Source organism: Chitinophaga caseinilytica, assembly GCF_038396765.1.
In the GTDB taxonomy this organism is placed as follows: domain Bacteria; phylum Bacteroidota; class Bacteroidia; order Chitinophagales; family Chitinophagaceae; genus Chitinophaga; species Chitinophaga caseinilytica.
This window is the reverse complement of record NZ_CP150096.1, coordinates 3,847,054-3,868,273: the sequence shown is the minus strand read 5'-3', so window position 1 is coordinate 3,868,273 and position 21,220 is coordinate 3,847,054. Positions and strand designations below refer to the sequence as shown.

At 53.4% G+C, this 21,220-nt stretch carries 23 protein-coding genes; 4 read left to right on the top strand and 19 right to left on the bottom strand.

The features are described 5' to 3' along the window. Positions 1 to 50: 50 nt before the first annotated feature. The 5 genes from WJU22_RS15870 to WJU22_RS15850 form a co-directional block, all read right to left on the bottom strand. A complete protein-coding gene (locus tag WJU22_RS15870; RefSeq protein WP_341839158.1) occupies positions 51 to 974 on the bottom strand; it encodes a DUF4382 domain-containing protein in 924 nt (307 codons plus the stop codon). A gap of 321 nt (positions 975 to 1,295) precedes the next feature. Continuing rightward, positions 1,296 to 3,293, bottom strand: a complete 1,998-nt coding sequence (gene glgB / locus WJU22_RS15865) for a 1,4-alpha-glucan branching protein GlgB (protein WP_341839157.1) — start codon at positions 3,291 to 3,293, stop codon at positions 1,296 to 1,298. Positions 3,294 to 3,382: 89 nt separating this feature from the next. Further along, the gene (locus WJU22_RS15860) at positions 3,383 to 5,149 is read right to left on the bottom strand and encodes a DEAD/DEAH box helicase (RefSeq protein WP_341839156.1); all 1,767 of its coding nucleotides are present in this window, start codon (positions 5,147 to 5,149) and stop codon (positions 3,383 to 3,385) included. 73 nt (positions 5,150 to 5,222) lie between these two features. Next, the gene (rimO, locus tag WJU22_RS15855) at positions 5,223 to 6,530 is read right to left on the bottom strand and encodes a 30S ribosomal protein S12 methylthiotransferase RimO (protein ID WP_341839155.1); all 1,308 of its coding nucleotides are present in this window, start codon (positions 6,528 to 6,530) and stop codon (positions 5,223 to 5,225) included. 168 nt (positions 6,531 to 6,698) lie between these two features. Further along, positions 6,699 to 7,577 carry a cupin-like domain-containing protein gene (locus WJU22_RS15850; protein WP_341839154.1) on the bottom strand — a complete coding sequence of 293 codons (879 nt, stop codon included), beginning with the start codon at positions 7,575 to 7,577 and terminating at the stop codon, positions 6,699 to 6,701. A gap of 151 nt (positions 7,578 to 7,728) precedes the next feature. Between WJU22_RS15850 and WJU22_RS15845 the strand changes: the two genes are divergently transcribed. Further along, positions 7,729 to 8,256: a sigma-70 family RNA polymerase sigma factor gene (locus tag WJU22_RS15845; protein ID WP_341839153.1), complete on the top strand. Its 528-nt coding sequence runs from the start codon at positions 7,729 to 7,731 to the stop codon at positions 8,254 to 8,256. Positions 8,257 to 8,526: 270 nt separating this feature from the next. Here WJU22_RS15845 and WJU22_RS15840 read toward each other — a convergent pair whose 3' ends face one another. The 7 genes from WJU22_RS15840 to WJU22_RS15810 form a co-directional block, all read right to left on the bottom strand. Then, positions 8,527 to 8,982, bottom strand: a complete 456-nt coding sequence (locus tag WJU22_RS15840; RefSeq protein WP_341839152.1) for an Imm26 family immunity protein — start codon at positions 8,980 to 8,982, stop codon at positions 8,527 to 8,529. Between the two features lie 148 nt (positions 8,983 to 9,130). After that, positions 9,131 to 10,093 (bottom strand): signal recognition particle-docking protein FtsY, encoded by a 963-nt coding sequence (gene ftsY, locus WJU22_RS15835; RefSeq protein ID WP_341839151.1) that lies wholly within the window; start codon positions 10,091 to 10,093, stop codon positions 9,131 to 9,133. 110 nt (positions 10,094 to 10,203) lie between these two features. Then, positions 10,204 to 10,377: a DUF4295 family protein gene (locus tag WJU22_RS15830; RefSeq protein WP_126249337.1), complete on the bottom strand. Its 174-nt coding sequence runs from the start codon at positions 10,375 to 10,377 to the stop codon at positions 10,204 to 10,206. Between the two features lie 100 nt (positions 10,378 to 10,477). Next, positions 10,478 to 10,660, bottom strand: a complete 183-nt coding sequence (rpmG, locus tag WJU22_RS15825; RefSeq protein ID WP_089918539.1) for a 50S ribosomal protein L33 — start codon at positions 10,658 to 10,660, stop codon at positions 10,478 to 10,480. Positions 10,661 to 10,691: 31 nt separating this feature from the next. Continuing rightward, positions 10,692 to 10,931, bottom strand: coding sequence for a 50S ribosomal protein L28 (rpmB, locus tag WJU22_RS15820; protein WP_126249338.1), 240 nt, complete (start codon positions 10,929 to 10,931; stop codon positions 10,692 to 10,694). Between the two features lie 115 nt (positions 10,932 to 11,046). Continuing rightward, the gene (locus WJU22_RS15815; RefSeq protein ID WP_341839150.1) at positions 11,047 to 11,634 is read right to left on the bottom strand and encodes a carboxymuconolactone decarboxylase family protein; all 588 of its coding nucleotides are present in this window, start codon (positions 11,632 to 11,634) and stop codon (positions 11,047 to 11,049) included. Positions 11,635 to 11,717: 83 nt separating this feature from the next. Beyond that, entirely contained in the window at positions 11,718 to 12,272 is a 555-nt protein-coding gene (locus WJU22_RS15810; RefSeq protein ID WP_341839149.1) for a peroxiredoxin, read from the bottom strand. A 642-nt stretch (positions 12,273 to 12,914) separates the two neighbouring features. Here WJU22_RS15810 and WJU22_RS15805 point away from each other — a divergent pair. Further along, positions 12,915 to 13,511 (top strand): hypothetical protein, encoded by a 597-nt coding sequence (locus WJU22_RS15805; RefSeq protein ID WP_341839148.1) that lies wholly within the window; start codon positions 12,915 to 12,917, stop codon positions 13,509 to 13,511. A gap of 80 nt (positions 13,512 to 13,591) precedes the next feature. Continuing rightward, complete coding sequence (locus tag WJU22_RS15800; protein WP_341839147.1) at positions 13,592 to 15,436, top strand: tetratricopeptide repeat-containing sensor histidine kinase; 1,845 nt, start codon at positions 13,592 to 13,594, stop codon at positions 15,434 to 15,436. A gap of 231 nt (positions 15,437 to 15,667) precedes the next feature. On the opposite strand, the gene WJU22_RS15795 is transcribed toward WJU22_RS15800, so the two are convergent. Continuing rightward, positions 15,668 to 16,405: a carboxypeptidase-like regulatory domain-containing protein gene (locus WJU22_RS15795; protein ID WP_341839146.1), complete on the bottom strand. Its 738-nt coding sequence runs from the start codon at positions 16,403 to 16,405 to the stop codon at positions 15,668 to 15,670. Positions 16,406 to 16,568: 163 nt separating this feature from the next. Here WJU22_RS15795 and WJU22_RS15790 point away from each other — a divergent pair, with 163 nt between their 5' ends. Further along, positions 16,569 to 17,207, top strand: a complete 639-nt coding sequence (locus WJU22_RS15790; RefSeq protein ID WP_341839145.1) for a response regulator transcription factor — start codon at positions 16,569 to 16,571, stop codon at positions 17,205 to 17,207. A 47-nt stretch (positions 17,208 to 17,254) separates the two neighbouring features. Here the strand turns inward: WJU22_RS15790 and WJU22_RS15785 are convergent, their stop codons facing one another. The 6 genes from WJU22_RS15785 to WJU22_RS15760 all read right to left on the bottom strand — a co-directional run bounded on the left by WJU22_RS15785 (position 17,255) and on the right by WJU22_RS15760 (position 21,132). Beyond that, positions 17,255 to 17,593 (bottom strand): hypothetical protein, encoded by a 339-nt coding sequence (locus tag WJU22_RS15785; protein ID WP_341839144.1) that lies wholly within the window; start codon positions 17,591 to 17,593, stop codon positions 17,255 to 17,257. Positions 17,594 to 17,651: 58 nt separating this feature from the next. After that, positions 17,652 to 18,131: a hypothetical protein gene (locus WJU22_RS15780; protein ID WP_341839143.1), complete on the bottom strand. Its 480-nt coding sequence runs from the start codon at positions 18,129 to 18,131 to the stop codon at positions 17,652 to 17,654. Between the two features lie 78 nt (positions 18,132 to 18,209). Continuing rightward, positions 18,210 to 18,689 (bottom strand): hypothetical protein, encoded by a 480-nt coding sequence (locus WJU22_RS15775; RefSeq protein WP_341839142.1) that lies wholly within the window; start codon positions 18,687 to 18,689, stop codon positions 18,210 to 18,212. 15 nt (positions 18,690 to 18,704) lie between these two features. Further along, positions 18,705 to 19,436 (bottom strand): bacillithiol biosynthesis deacetylase BshB1, encoded by a 732-nt coding sequence (gene bshB1 / locus WJU22_RS15770; RefSeq protein ID WP_341839141.1) that lies wholly within the window; start codon positions 19,434 to 19,436, stop codon positions 18,705 to 18,707. 69 nt (positions 19,437 to 19,505) lie between these two features. After that, the gene (locus WJU22_RS15765; RefSeq protein ID WP_341843783.1) at positions 19,506 to 20,078 is read right to left on the bottom strand and encodes a DUF4294 domain-containing protein; all 573 of its coding nucleotides are present in this window, start codon (positions 20,076 to 20,078) and stop codon (positions 19,506 to 19,508) included. A 64-nt stretch (positions 20,079 to 20,142) separates the two neighbouring features. Then, positions 20,143 to 21,132, bottom strand: a complete 990-nt coding sequence (locus WJU22_RS15760; protein ID WP_341839140.1) for an alpha/beta hydrolase — start codon at positions 21,130 to 21,132, stop codon at positions 20,143 to 20,145. Between the last annotated feature and the right edge of the window lie 88 nt (positions 21,133 to 21,220).

Below are 21,220 nucleotides of genomic sequence, written 5' to 3'. Positions count from 1 at the left end.
TCGGGAACGGCCTTATACAGGAAACGCATAGGTTATGCGCTGATCAGCATTTATTTTTTGAGCGTGATGGATGGGATGCGTGTTTCCCTCGCTCTTTCCACTTTTACATCCGTTACCGTCGTGTCTCTATATCCGTTGCCGGCATTCACGAATACGCTGTAGGTGCCGGGTTTGAGGCCTCTTACCTTCCACTCGCCGCTACGGCCGGGCAATGCGTACAGCGAATCGGCGTTGTTGTAAACCGTGATCACGGATTGCGCATCCACCGGCAATACTTTTCCGGAAACAGCGCCCGTTTGTTTCACCGTCCATACATGGATGTAGGGCTTGAGGATGAAACGGCCGTTGCTGACGCGGATAATGGAACGCTGCACGTCGAAATCCAGCCACAGCTGCAGGTTGTCGGGCGATACTTCGTCCCACTCGTTATGCCGCACACGGATCACGATCTTCACCTGCCCGTTGATGGAACGCAGCGGATACGTCACCCCGTCTTTCACGAGCGAATTCTCCGTCCCCAACGTGATGCGAATGCTCTTGATGCGCCCTTTCGGAACGTATCCCGTTGCCAGGCTCGTATCCAGGCCGTTGCGCAGCTGTAACATATCATATACGCCCGGCTTCACGCCCAGCGAATCCCACACGAAGCAGTCGCGGTCATGCCAGCGGTCGTGCCAGTCTTCCCACCAACCGCAACGGTCGCGGTCGTCCCAATCGTCGTCATCGTCATCATCGTCGTCGTCATTGCGCACGGTCGTTGCGCAGGTATCCGTCAAAACTTCCACTTTACGGATGTCGATATTCACCTTGTCGAACAGCCCGGGATCGTCTGTCAGCATGAGGCTGACTTTTTGTTTTCCATCGGGCACTTTTTCGGGTGCGGCGGATTCGTTTTTGCTACAGGCGTAAATTACGACGGACAGTATGCCCATAAGAAGTACGGGCCAACCAGCTTTTCGGAGGATGTTTTTCATACTAAAGATTTGGTTTTAAAGGTGATGTGGTTTTTATGTTGTACCCGGTTAAAGCGTTCTCAATAAATATGGCATGGACGGAGGCGTACGGTGTTTTTCGTTCAATACAGATGATGGTCCTGGTTCAATACAAGATAATGGCGACTCAATTTAACGTGCGAATGCTATTGCTTATTGTTTGGATACAGGTGGGCGACTGGAGAATTCGTTCCACCGGATAAAAAACGGCCCTTACCGCACCAAAGGCGCAGCCGGGCGTTTCCGGACGTTTGGTACCGGAATTCAACCACAAATTTTCGGCCAGATTATTTCGGGAAGGTATTATGCTTTTTTCCTGCTCTTTTTCGGTTTTTCCGTTTCCATTTTCAGGATGGAAGCCCCCAGGGGCGGGAGTCTCAGCATAAGGTCGTACGGCCGCCCGAACCGCCCGGGCACCGGCGTAAGCGGCCCCGTGTTCACCACGCCGCTGCCGTACCATTGGGCATCGTCGCTGTTGAGGATTTCGTGGAAGGTATTGCCCCAGGGAATGGGTACCGGATATTCTTCACGGGGCACCGGCGTCATGTTCAGTACCACGAGTATCACGTCTCCGTTCGCGCCTTTGCGGGCATACACGAGGATGCTGTTTTCCTGGTCGGCCAAATGGATCCACTCAAACCCCGCGGGATCGAACTGCTGCCCGAAAAGCGCCGCTTCCCCGGTATATAAACCGTTAAGCGCCTTCACGAATTCCCGCAGCCTGCCGTGGGTCGGGTGCTGCAGCAAATGCCAGCCCAGTTCCGATTTGAAGTTCCATTCCTTCGTATCCCCGAACTCATCGCCCATAAAAAGGAGCTTGGTGCCGGGGTGCGTAAACATGTAACTGTACAGCAACCGCAGGTTCGCGAATTTCTGCCAGTCGTCGCCGGGCATTTTGTAGATCATGGGGCTTTTCCCGTGCACCACTTCGTCGTGGCTCAATGGCAGCATGAAATTCTCGCTGAACACGTACATCATGCTGAACGTGATCTGGTTATGATACCATTTACGATAGAGTGGGTCTTTCTTGAAATAGTCGAGCGTGTCGTTCATCCAGCCCATCATCCACTTCATCCCGAACCCGAGCCCGCCGAGGAACACGGGCCGGCTCACGCCATAAAAGGAAGTAGATTCCTCGGCGATGGTCTGCACGTCCGGAAAACGTTCGTAAATGCGGGAATTCATTTCCTTGAGGAAGGAGATCGCCTCGAGGTTTTCGGCGCCGCCATGCACGTTGGGCTCCCAGGTCCCCGGTTTACGGGAATAATCCAGGTGGATCATCGAGGCTACCGCATCCACGCGCAGCCCGTCGATATGAAAACGATCGAGCCAGAAAAGGGCATTGCTCAGCAAAAACGAGCGCACTTCGTTGCGGCCATAGTTGAAAACATAACTGTTCCAGTCGGGATGGAACCCTTTCCGCATGTCCGCATATTCATAGCAATGGCTCCCGTCGAAGCGGTAGAGGCCATGGTCGTCATACGGAAAATGCGAAGGCACCCAGTCCAGTATCACCCCGATCCCCGCGTGGTGGAACGCATCTACCAGCGCCATAAAGTCCTGCGGCGTACCGTACCTGCTCGTGGGCGCGAAGAACCCCGTCAATTGGTACCCCCAGCTCCCGTCGAACGGGTGCTCGGCCACGGGCATGAATTCCACGTGCGTGAAACCCATTTCCTTCACGTAAGGCACCATCATGGCCGCCATATCGCGATAGGTATAAAAACGCTCATGATCGTCGGGATCGGGCCGGCGCCAGGAGCCAAGATGCACTTCATAGACGGAAAACGGACTGTCCAGCCCGTTCTTCTCCCCTCTTTTCTTCATCCAGGCGGCGTCTTTCCATTTATATTCCAGTTTCGTGGTGACGGAAGCCGTTTTCGGCCGCAGCTCCCAGCTGTTGGCGAAGGGGTCGCCCTTCCGCAGCTCTTCCCCGGAATTGGAGCGGATGAAATATTTATACAGCTGCTGTTCCTTGATCCCGGGGATGAACCCTTCCCAGATCCCCGACTTGTCCCACCGAGGGAACAGCGTATGGCTATAGGCGTTCCAGTCGTTGAAATCCCCGATGACCGACACAAAAGCCGCATTGGGCGCCCACACGGCGAAATACGTGCCCTGCTTGCCCTCATAGGTAAGCCCGTGCGAGCCGAATTTCTCGTACAGCCTGTCGTGCGTACCGGCCTGGAATTGCTCCACATCCCTGGCGGAAAACAGGGAAAAGGGCTCAACGGGCTGTAGTTCTCTGAAAGGCTCTTCGTTGCGGGGGAGCTTTTGTTTGTTCGGTTGATGGGTCGTCATATCTGGGCTTTGGGTGCTTTGGTACAAGGTAAAAAAATACCCGCAAACTGACGCTTGCGGGTATAATATTTCTTGATAAGAAAAATCAATTAGCCACGTTTCGGACGGAATCCGCCACTGCTGGCACCTTTCGAGAATTCGCGGCGCGGACGGAAAGTACCGTCTTCGCTGCCGGTCCAGGTGCGCTTGGGACGGTCGCCGTAGGAACGGTAACCACCGCCGCCACCGGGCTTGCGTTTATCACCGTCCTGGGAAGTTTCGATCCTCACGGAACGGCCATTGTAATCCACTTTCTTGAAACCGGTCTGTACCTGGGGTACCACATCGTTTTCTACTTCGAAGAAGGAATAAACGCCTTTCAGGTCGATGCGGCCGATCTTGTTGCCGCGGATGCCTGCGTTGTCGCAGATGAAGCGGAGCATATCGCCACGGGTGAAATTGTCTACCGAACCGAGGTTGATGAACAGCCGGGTGAATTTGCCGGAGTTACGGCGGGTCATCGAATGTTCGTCGCTACCGCGGGGGCCTTCCTTCACGTTCAGATCGGGAGCGTCCTGGTAGTATTCGAGGAATTCGTTGAATTCGAGGGATGCGAAGCGGCGGATGATGTCTTCCTTGCTCAGGTCCGCGAATTCTTCGTAGATGCGGGTCAGGTAAGGATCGATCTGCTCTTCGTTAACGGTTACGTTATGTACGCGGTGAACGAGGGCGAACAGCTGTTTTTCGCAAACGGCAAACCCGTCGGGCACTTCCGCTTTTTCGAATTTCTTGCCGATCACGCGCTCGATCTGGCGGATCTTTCCGATATCGCGACCGCTGATGATAGCGATGGAAACGCCGGAGCGGCCAGCACGGGCCGTACGGCCGGAGCGGTGGGTGTAGTTCTCCACGTCGTCGGGCAGTTCGTAGTTGATCACGTGCGTAACGTTATCCACGTCGATGCCGCGCGCAGCCACGTCTGTAGCCACCAGTACCTGGAGGTTCTTTTCCCGGAAGCGTTTCATCACCTTGTCGCGCTGCTGCTGGGTGAGGTCACCGTGCAGGGCGTCGGCGTTATAGCCGTCCTTGATGAGCGATTCCGCGATTTCCTGGGATTCGATCTTGGTACGGGTGAAGATGATGCCGAAGATGTCGGGGTTGAAGTCTACGATGCGTTTGAGCGCCGCGTATTTGTCGCGGGGGCGCACCACGTAGTATTCGTGCTCGATATTGGCGTTACCGGTGTTCTTGCCGCCAACGGTCAGTTCGAACGGATCTTCCATGAATTTCTGGGCGATCCGGCGTACTTCCTGGGGCATGGTGGCGGAAAACAGCCAGGTGGTTTTTTCTTCAGGGGTGTTGGAGAGAATGCTGTTGATGTCTTCCTGGAAGCCCATGTTCAGCATTTCGTCCGCTTCGTCAAGGATCGCATAGCGAACATTGTCGAAGTTGATGGCTCCACGCTCGATGATGTCGAGCAGGCGGCCTGGCGTTGCCACGACAACGTGCGCACCGCGTTTAAGGTCGCGCAGCTGCATGCCGATGGAGGTACCGCCGTATACGGGAACGATGTTGATTTCGCCCAGGTATTTTGAAAAGTTCTTGAGGTCGCTGGTGATCTGCATGCAGAGCTCGCGCGTGGGGCACAGAATCAGGCTCTGGGGCTGTCGGACCTTCAAATCCAGCTGATGCAGCAGGGGAAGACCGAAAGCGGCCGTTTTACCGGTTCCCGTTTGTGCGAGGCCCACAAAGTCGCGGTCGCCGCCCAGCAGCACCGGGATGGCTTTCTCCTGGATGGGTGTCGGGGTCACAAAGCCAAGGTCGGTAACGGCTTTAAGCAGGTTTTCCTGTAAGCCTAATGTTTCGAATGTAATCATGTAATTTTTTTCGGTGGCCCGGGGTTGTTTTAATAACCGGACCGGGTGATCTAATGACGCCGGCGCAAAAAGTTTAAACCAGCTCTCCTTCCAGGTCGTAGTCGAACGCCCTGGTAATTTTAACCTGTACGAAATCTCCGGGTTTCAACTTCCTGTCCGTGTTAATGATCACTTCATTATCCACCTCTACCGAATCGAACTCCGTGCGGCCCAGGTATCGGCCGGATTCTTTTTTATCCACTATTACTTTGAAGACTTTGCCAACCATCTCCTGGTTTTTCTCCAGGGAAATTTCCTGCTGCGTTTCCATGATGTCCTGCGCGCGGCGTTCCTTTTCTTCAGCGGGGATCGTGTCTTCCAGCTCGTAAGCCGAAGTATTTTCCTCGTGGCTGTAAGTGAACACGCCCACACGGTCGAAGCGGACTTCTTCGAGGAAGCGTTTCACATCTTCCACGTCTTCCAGCGTTTCGCCGGGGAAGCCGGTGATCAGGGTGGTGCGCAGGGCGATGCCGGGCACTTTTTCGCGGATGCCGGCGATGAGGTCCACGATCTCCTGGCGGGTGATCTGGCGCTTCATGGCTTTGAGCATCGGGTCTGCGATGTGCTGCAGCGGGATGTCGAGATAATTACAGATGTTGTCGCGCTCGCGCATCACGTCCAGGATTTCCATGGGGAACTTCGTGGGATACGCGTAGTGCAGCCGTATCCACTCCAGCCCTTTCACATCGGCGAGGGCGTTGAGCAGATCTGCCAGGCGGCGCTGCTTGTACAGGTCCAGCCCGTAATAGGTCAGTTCCTGCGCGATGAGCATCACTTCCTTCACGCCGATCTTCACGAGCCTTTCCGCTTCCGCCACGATCTGTTCGATGGGCTTGGAAACGTGCTGGCCGCGCATGAGCGGGATGGCGCAGAAGGAACAGGTGCGGTTGCAGCCTTCGGAAATTTTCAGGTAAGCATAATGGGAAGGCGTGCTCAGCAGGCGCTCCCCGATCAGTTCCGCCTTGTAATCGGCATCGAATTTCTTCAGGATGGCGGTCATTTCCATCGTACCGAACCAGGCGTCCACACCGGGAATCTCCTTCTCCAGGTCGCCCCGGTAACGCTCACTGAGGCAACCGGTCACGTACACCTTGTCGAGCTTGCCGCTCTCCTTCAGGTCTACCTGGTCGAGGATGGTGTTGATGGATTCTTCCTTTGCTTTGTCAATAAATCCGCAGGTGTTGACAATCACGATGTTATGATCGCGTTTGGCATTTTCGTGCACTACGTCGATGTCGTTGGCTTTCAGCTGTCCGCTTAATACCTCCGAATCCACCATGTTTTTGGAGCAACCCAGCGTAATAATATTAACCTTGTCTTTCTTTAAAGTTCTCGTCTTCAAAAAGCAATTTTTTAATTTCTCCCGGTTTCGTCCCGGAATTGCCACGAAGACACGCAGACACGCTCTTGAGAGTACAGCAGGCAAGCTGTTTGAAGTGACTATGAGCCTAAGTGGAGCTATTGAGAAGACGCAAAGGTAAGTAAATTATTTGAATATCTGCATTTTCCGTTAGGCCATGAGGCGGCGCATGGCTTTTTCGGCTCTTTGGGTGGCTACTTTCCTTTTATAATGATACCACCATTCCGGCGCCATTTTGATGAGAAGGTTGTTGACGCTGCGGAGCCCCGCGATGTGGTAAAGCCCGTTCAGCTTGCCGGAGAGCGATTGGTCGAGGGCGCGCAGGCTCATGGCGAAGCCACCTTCCAGGTACTCCATATGGTGCCAGTAGCCCCCGGGCATGAACATGGAATCCCCATGCTCCAGCACCGTAGTGTACGCCTTGGCGTATTTGAGCGCGGGGTAACGGTTTTCGTCGAGCTGCTCGGCCCAGCCCACGAAATTGGCGGCGCTTTCCACGGTCATGGGCATGCGGTAGATGAGCTCCGACTGGCTATTGTCCAATAGCAGCACGCGTTTGCGGCCCACGAACTGGGTATGGAAAATGTGGCTGAGATCGATGTCGTAGTGCATATGGGCAACCGAACCGCCACCGCCGACGAAGAGCATCGGGTATTTTTTGAGGAAACCTTTGGCCAGCTCGTCGGGCCAGTTGAAATCTCCCGTCAGCTGCGGGGCGTGCTGAAAAATATTGAACAGGAAGATGCGGAGCTGCACCGGCCCTGTGGCGACCATGTCCAGGTACTGGCCGAACGTGATGTATTCATCGGCCCCGTTCACGAGGGTTTTGGCCCCTGCCCTTTCGTTGTTGTAGACGCCCACGGTCCTGTCGCCGACGATAGACTTGAAATAATCCCAGGTCCACTTTTCGAAGGCTGGCCACTGTTTGGACAATCCTGTGATGATCAAGGGTTTGCGGGTCTCATAATAGTGTTTCCTGAAATCCTCCGGTGTGATATGGTCAACTCGATCTATGGATTGTACTTGCATAAACACGAATTGGTTTAATGGGTGAAAACAAATGACACTATCCCAAATTTAAGGAATTGCTGCATTCCGAGCGCATAAAGGGTAATTGGATAAAATATTGGTTTTTAGGAAAAGTTGGGTGATATTTCGGGGGAAAGGGTATTACCGGATGATGGACCCACAACAAAATAATGAATGGCTTCTGGCCCTGCGCACCGGCGACCGCCCCGCCTGTGAAGCCCTCTATTCCGAATGTTTCCCCGCGGTGGAGCGCATGGTGCTCCTGCGCGGCGGTACCCGTCCGGATGCGGAAGACGCCTTCCAGGAAGCGTTTATGGCATTGTGCCAACGGGCGGCGGACCCGTTGTTCCGGCTTACGGCGCCTCCTTCCCATTTTCTCATAGCGGCGGCGCGCCGGCAATGGCTGAAGCGCCTCCGCGAAAGGGAACGCCTGTCTTCCCAACCGCTCCCTGATCCGGCAGATTGCCCGGAACCCGCTCATTCCCCGTTGGCCCCGCTGTACGCGGTGCTCAAGCGGTTGACGCAGCATTGTTTGCTGTTATTGTCGAAGGCGTTCCTGCTTCCTAAAAAGCAACAGGAAAAAGTAGCGGAAGAACTGGGATATAAAAATCGCCATTCGTTCGACAACCAGAAATACAAATGCCTTCAGCAGGCCCGGAAAATTGTCCGCAAAGGGTGAGATTTCCGGAAAACGGGTATCTCTATAAAAAACATGCAAAACAATTGCCCGGTACCCACCACTCCCCGTAAAGGCTGGAAAGCCGTTCTGTTCCGATTTGGCTATTGCCCGATGTGCGTTTCGGCGGGATTGATCCACAGTTGCCTCAGTTTCTTCCGAAGAAACAGAAAGTAGCTCATCAACTCAATCAACAGAATATCAATCAACTATCGTAATTATTTAAAATAGCAGCGCAGCTCCATGAAACTGCGCTACTACTATGAAGTCAGGTTACAACTTAACCCTGAGAAGTTTTTCCCATTTATTCTCCCGGTTATGATAATGATCGATCAACCGGCTTTCCACATGCTCATAATCCCAAACAGCACGACGCTCGTAGCCTACACATGCTGCTCGTGGTACATAAGTCCGGTTACCCTTTGTATCCACCAAATGACAAATATCTTCATTACCAATGTCCTGGTGGAAAAACAACGGCATGGGATAATTCTCCGGCACCGGCACTTCTCCAATTGGCTCCCATTTACTATCCGTATGTACATATTTGTGGACAGACAACGTAAATAATACGGGTTGCTGCGCGACAACAGTTGCATCTTCCCTTTGATTTCCGAAAAAATCGAAACACTCAAAAAGCGCGGCAGTGATTTGCCTGGCATATGCGAACAAATTTTCCTCCAGGGGGATGCAGAATACGGCGCCTGGTTTCGAAGTTTTTCTGGCCATTTGATCATTTCGTTCGTTAACCGGCGAATTGCCGGCCTACAAATATAATTATTCCTTTATCTGTGGAAAGATTGGGTTCTTTCCGATAGAAATTAAAAGAAATAGCCGGAAGCAAAACTTCCGGCTATTCAATAATGATGTATGATAATCAGCTATTTAAACTAAACAGCGAATCCACGAATTCTTCTTTGTCGAACACCTGGAGATCTTCCATTTTCTCGCCGATCCCGATATATTTCACCGGAATTTTGAACTGGTTGGCGATGGCGAGCACTACGCCTCCCTTGGCGGTACCATCCAGTTTCGTGATGGCCAGGGAAGTTACTTCCGTGGCGGCGGTAAACTGTTTGGCCTGCTCCAGGGCGTTTTGGCCTGTGGAGCCATCGAGCACGAGGAGCACTTCGTGGGGCGCATCGGGGATCACCTTGTTCATGACACGCTTGATTTTGGAAAGCTCGTCCATCAGGTGGAGCTTATTATGCAGCCTGCCGGCGGTGTCGATGATGATGACGTCCGACCCGCGGGAAACACCGCTCTGCACGGTATCGAATGCTACGGCTGCGGGGTCTGAGCCCATTTGCTGCTTCACGATGGGCACGCCTACGCGCTCGCTCCAGATGGTCAGTTGGTCTACCGCGGCGGCGCGGAAGGTGTCGGCAGCGCCCAGCAGGACGGATTTACCGGCTTTATTATAATTATATGCGAGCTTGCCGATGGTGGTGGTTTTGCCGACGCCGTTGACCCCTACTACCATGATCACGTAAGGTTTTTTGCCTTCGGGGGTGGAGAAGTCGCGGAACCCGGAATCGGGGGCATCCACGAGAATGGCTGCGATTTCTTCTTGCAGTATACGGTTCAACTCACTGGTGCCCATATACTTATCTTTCGAAACCCTTGCTTCGATGCGGTCGATGATGCGAACGGTAGTGTCTACCCCAACGTCTGCGGAAACGAGGGCTTCTTCGAGGCTATCGAGTACTTCGGCGTCTACGGTGGATTTGCCGGCGATGGCGCGGCCGATTTTGGAAAAGAAGCTCTCTTTCGTCTTCTGCAGGCCCTGGTCCAGGCTTTCCTTCTTTTCGCGGGAAAAGAGCTTATTGAAAAATCCCATACTGGTGATGCTAGTGGTTAAAAAACTGGAGCGAAGATAAGGATATAAACACAAAAAGCCGTCCGTCTTAATACGAACAGCTTCTGTGCAGTATGATTAGTAAAGCCGAATTACTTTTTGTTAAAGTACTCAGTTACAGTATCCTTGTGGATGATCTGCTCCTTGAAGGTATAAGCGCCGCTCTTGGGAGAACGTTCAGCTTTGATCACTTTCGTCCACACTTTGGATTCAGCCGCAGCCTTCGCGTCTTTTACTTTCGAGTTCTTTGAAGCTTGTTTTGCCATTTCGTATAAATGTTAAACGTTAATTGTTAAGGTTGTCAATCGTCAAGCGCTAATCGAATATAGACGTAAACGATTAACAGCCAGGCAATTAAAGTCGACCTTATTTAATTTCCTTGTGCACAGTCACCTTCCGGAGAATGGGATTGTACTTTTTCAGCTCCAGACGCTCCGGAGTGTTTTTCTTGTTCTTGTTGGTGATGTAGCGGGAAGTCCCGGGCTGACCGGAGTTCTTATGCTCCGTGCACTCGAGGATTACCTGCACCCTGTTACCTTTCTTTGCCATTTTGTATACTGGTTAAGTTGATACCGATGAATTAAACGTCTTTTCTACCTGCAGCGCGCATTTCTTTCACAACAGTGTAGAGACCACGCTTATTAATGGTTCTCAGACCGTCTGCGGACACTTTCAAAGTGATCCAACGATCTTCCTCTGCCAAAAAGAAACGCTTGGTTTGCAGATTGGGCAGAAACCTTCTCTTTGTCTTAATGTTCGAGAAAGATACATGATGACCTGTAATCGGTTTTTTCCCAGTCACCTGACATACTCTAGCCATGTTCTAAAAATTTTGGACTGCAAAAGTCGCATTAATTTATGTAAATATCAAATTATAGGAAGTGTTTTTATTAACACTCCGGAATCACTGTCCAAAATAATGGACAAATGATCCATTAGAATAATACCCCCAGGCTCTTCACCACCGCACCCAGCCGCACTGCGTCCAGCACCCGCTGCTGCGACGTACCGTGCTTCAGCAGGGCTTCTTCGTGGCTCGTTACGCACATCTGGCAGCCGTTCAGCGCACTCACCACCAGGCTCAGCAGCTCAAAGAACTCCTTCCCGATCACCGGGTTGGCCATGATGCTCATCCGGATACCGGCAGGTGCGGAAGTATAAAATTCCTTCTCCACGAAGTGGCGGAAACGGTAATACACGTTGTTGGCGTTCATGAGCGAAGTGCAGCTGATCACCTCGGCCACTTCCTTGTCCGTAGCCCCGGCAGCCAGCGCCAGTTGCTCGAAACCGCCCTGCAATGCCGGCAATTTCTCGTTCACCGCCACAGACAGCGCTACGAGGAAAGCTTCCTTCTTCTCGAGGGTTGCCGCGTCGAGCGCATTGGAAACGTTGATTTTCAGGTCTTTCAGATAACGCGCATCCACAGCGGCCAGCGCGGCCAGTTTGGCCGGCACTTCAGCGGCGCCCAGCCCTACGGCCTGCAGGATCTGTTGTGCGGTATCGGTCGTATTGGTCCCAAACATCGGTTGTATCGATTTGAAATGTCAGAAAAATGGCCGGACCAGCAGCATGCCGCCCGGCCACGAAATAAAGTCGTTGCTCGAAATTACGCGTTGAGGGTAGCTTCGCCTTTCTGCCAGTTGCAGGGGCAGAGCTCGTCGGTCTGCAGCGCATCCAGTACACGGATCACTTCTTTCACGTTACGGCCAACGGAGAGGTCGTAGATGGAAGTCCACCGAACGATACCCTGGGGGTCTACCACGAAAGTAGCGCGGTAAGCGATTTTCTCGCTGGCTTCCAGGATGCCCAGCTCGTCTGCCAGGGATTTGGAAGTATCGGCCAGCATGGGGAACTGCAGGCCGCGGAGATCGTCGTGGTTTTGTCTCCAGGCCAGGTGCACGAACTCGGAATCGGTAGAAGCGCCGATCAGGATCGCGTCACGGTCAGCGAAATCCTGGTAATGCTTGTTGAACTCGGCGATCTCGGTGGGGCAAACGAAGGTGAAATCTTTCGGCCACCAGAACATTACCATCCATTTTCCGGAAGCTTTGATCTCTTCGGAAGAGATCTCATAGAACTCCTTGCCTTTCTCGATGGAAACTACTGCCTTTTTTGCGAACTCAGGGAATTGGGCCCCTACTGATAAAACTGCATTTTTCATAATACTATTGTAACTGTTTATTGATTTTCAAGTCGGACTGTTGTGAATCGCCGCCGCAAAGTTCCGTTCCTGCAAGGGATAAATCAAATAGATTTACTAACACTAGATATTGTTTCTATCTATATCATTTTGAATTCCGATAGATGAACATAGTGTTAAATCCAAGCCCAGTACGGACTTCCGGAAAAGTGGCGGAAATACCTACGCGGAACGGATTTTTTCACTGCGGAACCATTTAACCTTTTGGCACGTATTTTAGTTATATCTAGACAGGTAAAAAATGATTGGATATGAAACTGAGAAACATTTTGCTTACGATTCTTACGGTTGGCCTTGCTTTGATTCCGTTTATCAAAAACGTCATCAACAAACAGGATGAATTTGATGCTACACAGGATTTATTCATCTAGTTTCGGCAGGTCATGATGCCTTTCACCCCAGGCTATGACATGACCGCAGCGGGTTCCATTGTACCGTAAAAAAACCGCCCTGCTCCCCGATCAGGGCCCCGGGGAACGTTTCGCCCAAACCCAGGAAACGCTCCCTTCCACTTTTTGCGCCATACGCCTCCCGGTCGCCCATCCGCGATCCGGACTTTTATGCTATATTCACCCCCTCAAATCCCTTACCTAAACACCGTTCATGAAAACGCACCTCCTGGCCGCAGGCCTCCTGCTGGCCGCTATCGGCACCTCCGCACAGGAAATCACGCCCGCTGGCGGCAAAATCAACGACATAAAGGACGTAGACACCTTCCACCTCGTGCTCACCTACGATAAATGCCGCGTAGGCGAAGCCGGGAAAGAAGAAAACTATCTCAAACGCCGCCAAACGGAGCTCAACGCCAAAGAAGCCGGCCGCGGCGACGAATGGGTGGCTTCCTGGCAGGCCGACAAAGAGCGCCATTACAAGCGCAAGTTCATCGCGCTGTTCAACAAATACGCCGAAAACAAAGTGGTGGGCGATTTCCCGAACGCGCGCTACAAAATGACCGTGAACACCACCTTCATCGAGCCGGGCTATTATGCCGTGGTGAAAATGGGCAAAGCCAATATCGAAGCGGACATCATCATCACCGACTCCCAGAACCCCAACCCGAAGAAGTTCGTAACCAAATGGCGCATAACGGAAGCCGTTGGCCGCGCGGAAGCGACCGGCATCCGGGTGGCGGAGGCTTATGCAGACGCCGGCAAGGCGTTCGGCATCTATTACCGCAAAGCCCTCAAAGCACTTAAATAACGGGCAGACCGTACATCCAAAGCCGCTCCCATGGGGCGGCTTTTTCATTATATTTGCCATGTTCCGCCATTTTAACGACCATGCGCCTCATTTTACCTGTACTCTTCCTCTTCATAGCGCCCCGCCCCAGTTCCGGCCAGGACACCACCACCGTGCGCGAATGGATCGCTACGGCTACGGCCAAAGCCGCCATACAACCGGATTCCGCCGATTATTACTACCGGAAAGCCGGCGCCCTGGCCGAAAAGATCGGGTTCACCGACGGATTGCTGGACTACACCCGCCGATACACCCTTTTCCTCTACAACAACCTCCGGTTCGAAGAAGCCCTGAAAGTGTCCGCGCTCCAGCTGGAAAAGGCCATGGAAATCAAGAATTTCAGTAAAGCGTCCAGCGCCTACAACAACATGGCCCTGCAATACCAGGCCATGGGGCAGTTGCAGAAGGCGGCAGACCATCTCATCAAGGCGCTGGAAATGGCCGAACGACTGAACGACCAGCCGAACCTGCAGAAATATTACACCAATCTCGGGTCTATCCTGCTCGACCTCGGCAATTTTCCCAAAAGCCTTTTTTACACGCGCAAAGGCCACGAAACCGCCATCGCGCTGAAAGATACCAATGCCATCGGCCGCAGCCTCGTGAACCTCCTTGCCAGCGAAACCCTCAGCAAACGCTTCCCCGACGCTTTGGCGCACGCCCACGAAGCGCGGGTCATCGGGCTGTTGCGGAAAGACACTATTCTCCAGCTCTGTGCCTACATCAATCTCGGCAGCATCCAGAACCGGGTCAGCCGCAACGATTCGGCCCTTTACTGGAACCAGGTCGCCGAAAGGCATCTATCCCCGACCATACCGCCGGATTACAGGATTTACGTCGACCACCTGTACGCGGAAATTTACATGTCGCAAAAGCAGCCTGCCAAAGCGGCCCCTTATTTCGACCGGGTGATCGCCGACGCGGAAAACATCTTCCCGCGGAGCGAACTGCGGGAGCTGTACAAACTGGGCACGGAACTGAAGGAAATGCAGGGCCAGCCCGCGTTGGCACTGGATTATCAGCGGAAATTCGACGTCCTCAATGATTCCATGAACAACACGGCCACCCAGGCCGCCATCAATGAGCTGGAAATCCAATACGCCACGGCCCGGAAAGAACAGGCGCTGGCCCAGCAGCAGTTGCAGCTGGAGCGGCAGGATTTCTGGATATGGGTTTCCTGGGGCATCGTGGCGCTGCTCGTCGGCGCCGGCGCGGTGACCTGGGTTTTGTTCCGGCAGCGGCAGAAAGCGGCCGGCGAGCGCAAGCGCACACAACTGCTCCTCGCCCATCTCGCCGGTGAAGAAAAAGAGCGCGCCCGCACGGCACAGGAACTGCACGACGGCGTAGGCAGCATCCTTTCGGCCGCCAAAATCCATATGCATTCGGTCCGCGGAGAAGACCCGGAAGCCTCGGCGCGGGTGGTTTCCCTCATCGAAGACGCCGCCCGCGAAGTCCGCAACATCTCCCACAGCCTCGACCCCGAAATCCTCCTCCAGGAAGGCCTGGAATACGCACTCCGCGCGTTCCTCGCCAAGATCAGCCATCCCGGCCTGTCCATCAACCTTTACACCGTGGGCGAAATGCCCCAGCTCGCCGCGGGGCAGGAGCTTCTCCTCTACCGCATCATCCAGGAAGCCATGAACAACGTCATCCGCCACGCCAATGCCACCGAAGCCATCGTGCAACTGGGGTACGACAACGGCATCCTGACCCTCACCGTCGAAGACAACGGCAAAGGTTTCGATACCAACGCCGTGCCCGGCAAAGGCATCGGGCTGGGCAACATGGTGACGCGGATCAATTTACTGAAAGGGCATTATGAGATCAGTAGTCGCCCGGGTGAAGGAACGAGCATCTACGCGGAATTCGCCGGCCTGATGGCATAAAAAAACCCGCTCTTCGCCGTAGCCGGTGGGAAGAACGGGCTCATCATCAAAAGGGACCGGATAATACAGGGATAAACACCCGTGCATGGTCACGATTTTCAGGAACCGGGGCTGCACAAGGACATTCGGGGCAATGGATTCCGTTTTATGACAGCAATTTTTTTGGGGGCAATGGATGATACCGTTCTTATTTGGGGAACGAACCGGATGCGGCCGGAAATCGGCAATACATTACTTTATCTTGTATTCAAGTATCTGGCAATTGTTGCAGAAAGATTCAAAAGTGGGATAGAAATCGAAAGTCACATCTGCGCCGAAAGCGTCCTGCGTCCGCCATTTCCGGAGTTTCAAAGCTTTGCCTTCGAACGTGGCCGTAACTTTGTACCTGCCGATGGGCACGTCCCGTAAATCATTCCCGTTCGCCGATTTCAGGGTCAGCACTTTCCCGGCGGAACCGTCGATCAGGGGGCCGGAAGGGGTGAAAGTCCAAACGATATCGCGTTCTTCGATCACTTCGAATTCCCCGACCGTCTGATTGAATTCCACTACACCGCCGTAGTTGCCCAACGTCGGGTCCGGTCTTTCGCCAGACAGCTTCCAGGTGAAATTGCGAACGGCGCCTTCTCCCCCGAAACCATCGGAGTTATCCGGGTGAAGGTCCATTTTGAACTTCCGGCCGTTGTAATCGACCGTAATTTCGGCGTAGGCGTACCAGGAACCCACGGGAATTTTGACGCTGTAAGTGCCGTCGTCTTTCGTGCTGGTGCTGATGTTCGAGTTCCAGAAAATGCTGTGGTCGATGATGATCGTGACGCCTTTGACGGGCTTACCCGCCGCATTTACGACTTTACCGGTCACATAACCTTTCTGGGGCTGGGGGTTGCCGTTGTCGCCTTCCTTGTTATCGTCTTTCTTGCAGGCGATGGCGGCGAGCGCGATGATGATTATCGGGGTGATGAAACTTTTCATACTATTCGGTTTTAACGGTACAAAAGTATACCGCTCCGCAATGCCGGAAAACGGGTGTAGTACGTGATTTCAGCGCCTAAGTAGTAGTACTGGGGGATGTTACCGCAGGAAGCTGTTTTTTTGCATTAAATTTACTGTCACACTTATTTCAATACGAGCACTCATGGAAATCAGGATCGGCATCGCGGACGACCATTTATTAATCATCAACGGGCTGGAAACGATGCTCAGTGCATCGCCCCGGCACCAACTCATATTCAAGGCGCTGACGGGCGCTGCGCTCATGGAAGCGCTGGCCCAGGAAGCGCCGGACGTGCTGCTGCTCGACATCCAGTTGCCGGACGCCAACGGTGTGGACCTCTGCAAACAGATTTCCGACCAATATCCGGACGTGCGGGTGATTGCATTGACCAACCACGAAGAAACGATGTACGTGCGCAAAATGATGCGCAACGGGGCGCTGGGCTACCTGCTGAAGAGCACCGACCCGGAGAGCCTCCTTTCCGCGATCGACAAGGCGTACGATGGCGAGGAGTACCTGGATAAAAGGCTCGAAAAGGCCATGCTGTCTGAAATGATCATGGGAAAGCGGCCATCCAGCCGCGAAGTGCAGCTGACCAAGCGGGAAACGGAGATTTTGACGCTGATCGCATCGGAACATACGAACCAGCAGATCGCGGAGAAATTGTTCATCAGCCTGAGAACGGTGGAATGTCATCGGCTGAATATCACGCAGAAGCTGAACATCAAGCACATGGCGGGTTTGGTGAAGGAGGCGATGATGCGGGGGTTGATTAAATGATTAATATTTGTGGCTGACAGGGCTGTTAACCTGATGATTTTCCCCTGCTATTCAATTTCAACATAATCACTTTCACTGGTAAAATATGCCGCTGGGTCCTCCATTTCCCGGACTCCTATAATCACATCATGCTGCACCAATACATCAAATTCATCACGCTCGAATGAGGCACTACAGGTATCACAAACCGTTGTTTCAAGCGAGCCAGACACTTTCACGTTCGGCAGGCCGGGCTTGCCGGTAGCATTTCCACCCCATCCGATCCTGTCGCCAATTTTATATTCGAGTTGCCAGGTGTCACCAAACTTAAACTGAATACGAACATCCGTCTGCTTCCCGCAGGCCGGACATGGAATTTGCGCATGCAATATGTTAAAAGCCCCCATATCAAAGGATCTTAGTAGTTTGCAAAAGGTAATTTAACCATTTCGGGAATCCTGCGTATCACAACGCCTTCTCCTTCACCAATTCCTTCACCTGCTGGATCTTCTCCACCGTCCAGGGCCGGAATTGTTTCTGAACGAAGTAAGTTTTGCGGTCTACATCAATCCGTATCATATCGATAATATACCGGGAAGTTGCATCCTGTATGACTTTCACCTGCAGGTCGCTCCTGTTCCGGACAATGGCTGTAATCTTGTTGTATCGCATCGTCTCCACCCGTATCTCCCCTTCTTCGTTCACACTGATCTTATACAAGATGTTGGCGGACATCCTCAAACCATATAAAAATACCAACGCAAATACGCTGCCCATCAGCGTCAGGGTGATGCTGTTAACCCCGCCGTTCGCAAATACGATCAAACTAACAAAGGAAAACAATACCAGGAATCCGAAAATGTTCCGGAAATACCGGTACGCAAAACTTTTATAATCGGCCGGTATACCGGCAATTTCCCGGAAGGTATCTTCCTTAGTTTCCATGATTGATTCGGGCATGTTATTTAATGTGGGTCTAAAATGCGAATGAGATTTTCAACGGGCCCAGGCGAAATTTTCTCATCATCGCCGGTGGGCGGGATCCCGGGCTGTTGCAGCACTGCGCTTTACTCTCCGGTAACAGCGAATATAAAAAATTACAAGGCCAGCGGCCAGCAAAATACCAGTCCACATAAAAGGCAGGTCATCGTCGCCGAGGCCGTCGTTTTTCAGGAGGTACAGGCCTGTATTTTCACTATAGTAAACTTCAACAACCTGTCCGTAATCCAGTCCACCACAAACACTGCCGTGCAGGTTCACCGAATGTTGTGCTCCCCGGTCTTTGAAGAGGATATAACTCCGTCGCCCGCAACTTACCCGCTCGATTTTGACGCGCACGATGTTGCCTTCCGCAATGGTCTCTTTCCGGAACTGGTACTTGCTGTAGCCCATCCAGATGATAAATACCACGATAGCGGCGGCGATCCCGCTGAAAAAATTCAGGCTTTTCAGCGAGGTGAATCGCTGTTCCGTATAGGTTTTAGGGATTTCCAGCGGTTCCATGGCTCATCTGCAGGATCAGGTCGGAACATTAATAAGGTCCATGAGGCTTTTCACCCCGATCATCTTCGCGCTCGTATAGCCTTCCGCGTAGGGCACGCCGATCATTTTTCCGAGCATTTTGGCACGGTACATAACGCTGTCGAAGAATTCGGGGGATGAGATATAAGTCTGCGGTTCGTGGTCTTTTTCTGCGAGGAACTGCGTTTTGAAACATTTGATCGCGGCGATCTTCTGCTCGATCACATCGGTGATATCCACCACGAAATCGGGCTGCAGGAAGCGGTCCTGGATGAAATGGTACACCTGCGCAGGGCGCCAGGCGTGTTGCGGCTGCCCGTCGTCGCCGAAGGTCTCGATCTTGCGGAGGCCAGACATCCAGGCGGCGTCTCTCACCAACTGCGAAGCGCGGCCGTGGTCGGGGTGACGGTCTTCGGTAGCGTTAGTCAGCACGATGGAGGGCCGGAACTTGCGGATGGCGCGGATCACGGCGAGCTGATCGTCTTTCGTGTTTTGGAAAAACCCGTCGGCAAGGGAGAGGTTCTCGCGCACGTCGAGGCCCATAACCTTGCAGGCGTCCTGCGCTTCGATGAGGCGGCCTTCAGGCGTGCCGCGGGTGCCCAGTTCGCCGCGGGTAAGGTCTACAATGCCGGTCTTCAGGCCCTGGCGGGCGTGTACCATCAGGGTGCCTGCGCAAGACAGCTCAACGTCGTCGGGGTGCGCAGCGATGGCGAGTATATCCAGTTTCATGATGCTCAGATTTTTGCCCGGCAAAGTTCGGGTTTAGGAAGGGATGTACCAAATCCCGGTGGCGCGGGATCAGTTAAAACGGTTATAGAGCTGGATTTCCTGGACGATCAGCTCGATGTCGCGATCGTCCTGCGTATTGAATTCGCTTTTCAGGTTGCCGCCGAAAAAGAACGCCACGGTTTGGTACATCCGCGCGTTGAATCCGCCTTTCAGCTCTTTGATGATCTCGTAACAGTTCTCCCCTGTTTCGCGGTGGATGAGTTTCATGAGCACTTTGCCCTGGTACACCGACAAATTCTCCAGCTTATCGCCGAACTGTGCTTTCAGCTCCTTTTCCTTGCTGGCGAGGTACTCTTTCCGCTGCTTTTTGGAGGTACAGCGGTCGAGGTCGCGGCTCACGTCCTTGAGCACCCGGGAGGCCGACACGGCGTAGGGATACGTCACGTATACGGCATTGCGCAGGCGCGTCCAGCGTTCGCGCTCCTTGCGGAGGCGCTTCGGCAAACGGTCGTATACATTAAAAATGGAAAGGGTGATGGAGGGAATGGTATCTGTTCCAACAACAATGGCGCGGACGGCGACGGAATCTCCTGCGGGCCTTTGCTGGGCAAGGGACCGGCCTGTCAGGCACAGGAAAAACATCAAACAGCAAACCGCTAATCGAAGCACTGGAACGTATTGGTTTCTCCCCAAATTACGCAATTTTTCAATTCCCGTACATATCCTGCCACCACGCTTCTATGGCCGTTTCCACGCCCGGCACGTCGTGAGAGGTAATGTTGGAGCCGATCACGTGGCTGCCGGCCCCGGGAATGGCCACTGCGCGCTTTTTGGCGGCGGGCGTACCCAGCTTTTCGTGCATGGCGAGGATGGCGGATACCTTCACCGTGTGGTCCTGCTCCTTTTCGTTCTTGTAATAGTACAGGTTGAGGATGGGCTGGCCAACCCTTGCGAAAAGCTCCGGTTTCATGGAATGATCCACCAGGTTCTCCAGTTCCACCGCGGCTTCCAGGCGGTATTTCGTATACCAGTATTTCGCTTTTTCGGGGTTGGCGGGCGTAGATTCATCGTATTTGCCGCGCTTCACTGCCCGGGCCACCATGAGGCCCCAGGGCTCGTCGAGCATACCGGCCATGGGCTGGTTGATGGCGATGTTGGGAGACATGTTGACGACGGCCTCCACATCATTGGGGAACTGCGCTGCCAGCATCAGGGCCAGCGTGCCGCCCGTGCTCGTGCCCATGACGATCACCTTGTTGCCCAGTTGCTTCCCGATGGCGAGGGCCTCGCGGGCGTCTTTCCAGAGCCCCTGGGCCGTCATGCCCAGCAATGGCTCGGGGGTTTCCAGGCCATGGCCGTCGAGCCGCGACAGATACAGGTTGAATCCGTGCTTCTTCGCGAAATCGGTGTGAACGGGGAATCCTTCATGTTCGCTCGCCGAGAATCCGTGCAGGTACACCACGCTGAACGGGGTTTTATGGATGGAGTCGCCCGCCCAAACGATCCTGGCCCGGTTGCCGGGGCGCGTTTGGAACCCGGCTTCCTTCTTGTCTACATATGCCGCTACCTGCTCCAGCTGCTGCGGTACCCTGGGCAAAGTGCCCTGTAAATCAGGCGGAGCGGGCTTGGGCCCCAGGATGTAGATCACGGCCAGCACGGCCGCAACAATGAGCAATATCCGGAATATCCTGCGCATAGGAAAAGGGTTTACTGACGCTAATATAAAGAAAAGGACGGCCCGGAAGGCCGTCCATCCCTGTAAATAATTCGTTATATCTCCAAAT

Bases quoted from the DNA above. Each gene is read 5' to 3' on its own strand.
- WJU22_RS15795 (WP_341839146.1), bottom strand. From the start codon at position 16,405: ATGAAAAGTTTCATCACCCCGATAATCATCATCGCGCTCGCCGCCATC.
- WJU22_RS15805 (WP_341839148.1), top strand. From the start codon at position 12,915: ATGAAAACGCACCTCCTGGCCGCAGGCCTCCTGCTGGCCGCTATCGGC.
- WJU22_RS15765 (WP_341843783.1), bottom strand. From the start codon at position 20,078: ATGTTTTTCCTGTGCCTGACAGGCCGGTCCCTTGCCCAGCAAAGGCCC.
- WJU22_RS15775 (WP_341839142.1), bottom strand. From the start codon at position 18,689: ATGGAACCGCTGGAAATCCCTAAAACCTATACGGAACAGCGATTCACC.
- WJU22_RS15785 (WP_341839144.1), bottom strand. From the start codon at position 17,593: ATGGGGGCTTTTAACATATTGCATGCGCAAATTCCATGTCCGGCCTGC.
- WJU22_RS15870 (WP_341839158.1), bottom strand. From the start codon at position 974: ATGAAAAACATCCTCCGAAAAGCTGGTTGGCCCGTACTTCTTATGGGC.
- ftsY (WP_341839151.1), bottom strand. From the start codon at position 10,093: ATGGGATTTTTCAATAAGCTCTTTTCCCGCGAAAAGAAGGAAAGCCTG.
- rpmG (WP_089918539.1), bottom strand. From the start codon at position 10,660: ATGGCAAAGAAAGGTAACAGGGTGCAGGTAATCCTCGAGTGCACGGAG.
- WJU22_RS15800 (WP_341839147.1), top strand. From the start codon at position 13,592: ATGCGCCTCATTTTACCTGTACTCTTCCTCTTCATAGCGCCCCGCCCC.
- WJU22_RS15840 (WP_341839152.1), bottom strand. From the start codon at position 8,982: ATGGCCAGAAAAACTTCGAAACCAGGCGCCGTATTCTGCATCCCCCTG.
- WJU22_RS15780 (WP_341839143.1), bottom strand. From the start codon at position 18,131: ATGGAAACTAAGGAAGATACCTTCCGGGAAATTGCCGGTATACCGGCC.
- WJU22_RS15830 (WP_126249337.1), bottom strand. From the start codon at position 10,377: ATGGCAAAACAAGCTTCAAAGAACTCGAAAGTAAAAGACGCGAAGGCT.
- WJU22_RS15790 (WP_341839145.1), top strand. From the start codon at position 16,569: ATGGAAATCAGGATCGGCATCGCGGACGACCATTTATTAATCATCAAC.
- WJU22_RS15845 (WP_341839153.1), top strand. From the start codon at position 7,729: ATGGACCCACAACAAAATAATGAATGGCTTCTGGCCCTGCGCACCGGC.
- WJU22_RS15810 (WP_341839149.1), bottom strand. From the start codon at position 12,272: ATGAAAAATGCAGTTTTATCAGTAGGGGCCCAATTCCCTGAGTTCGCA.
- WJU22_RS15860 (WP_341839156.1), bottom strand. From the start codon at position 5,149: ATGATTACATTCGAAACATTAGGCTTACAGGAAAACCTGCTTAAAGCC.
- glgB (WP_341839157.1), bottom strand. From the start codon at position 3,293: ATGACGACCCATCAACCGAACAAACAAAAGCTCCCCCGCAACGAAGAG.
- WJU22_RS15850 (WP_341839154.1), bottom strand. From the start codon at position 7,577: ATGCAAGTACAATCCATAGATCGAGTTGACCATATCACACCGGAGGAT.
- bshB1 (WP_341839141.1), bottom strand. From the start codon at position 19,436: ATGAAACTGGATATACTCGCCATCGCTGCGCACCCCGACGACGTTGAG.
- WJU22_RS15815 (WP_341839150.1), bottom strand. From the start codon at position 11,634: ATGTTTGGGACCAATACGACCGATACCGCACAACAGATCCTGCAGGCC.
- rpmB (WP_126249338.1), bottom strand. From the start codon at position 10,931: ATGGCTAGAGTATGTCAGGTGACTGGGAAAAAACCGATTACAGGTCAT.
- WJU22_RS15760 (WP_341839140.1), bottom strand. From the start codon at position 21,132: ATGCGCAGGATATTCCGGATATTGCTCATTGTTGCGGCCGTGCTGGCC.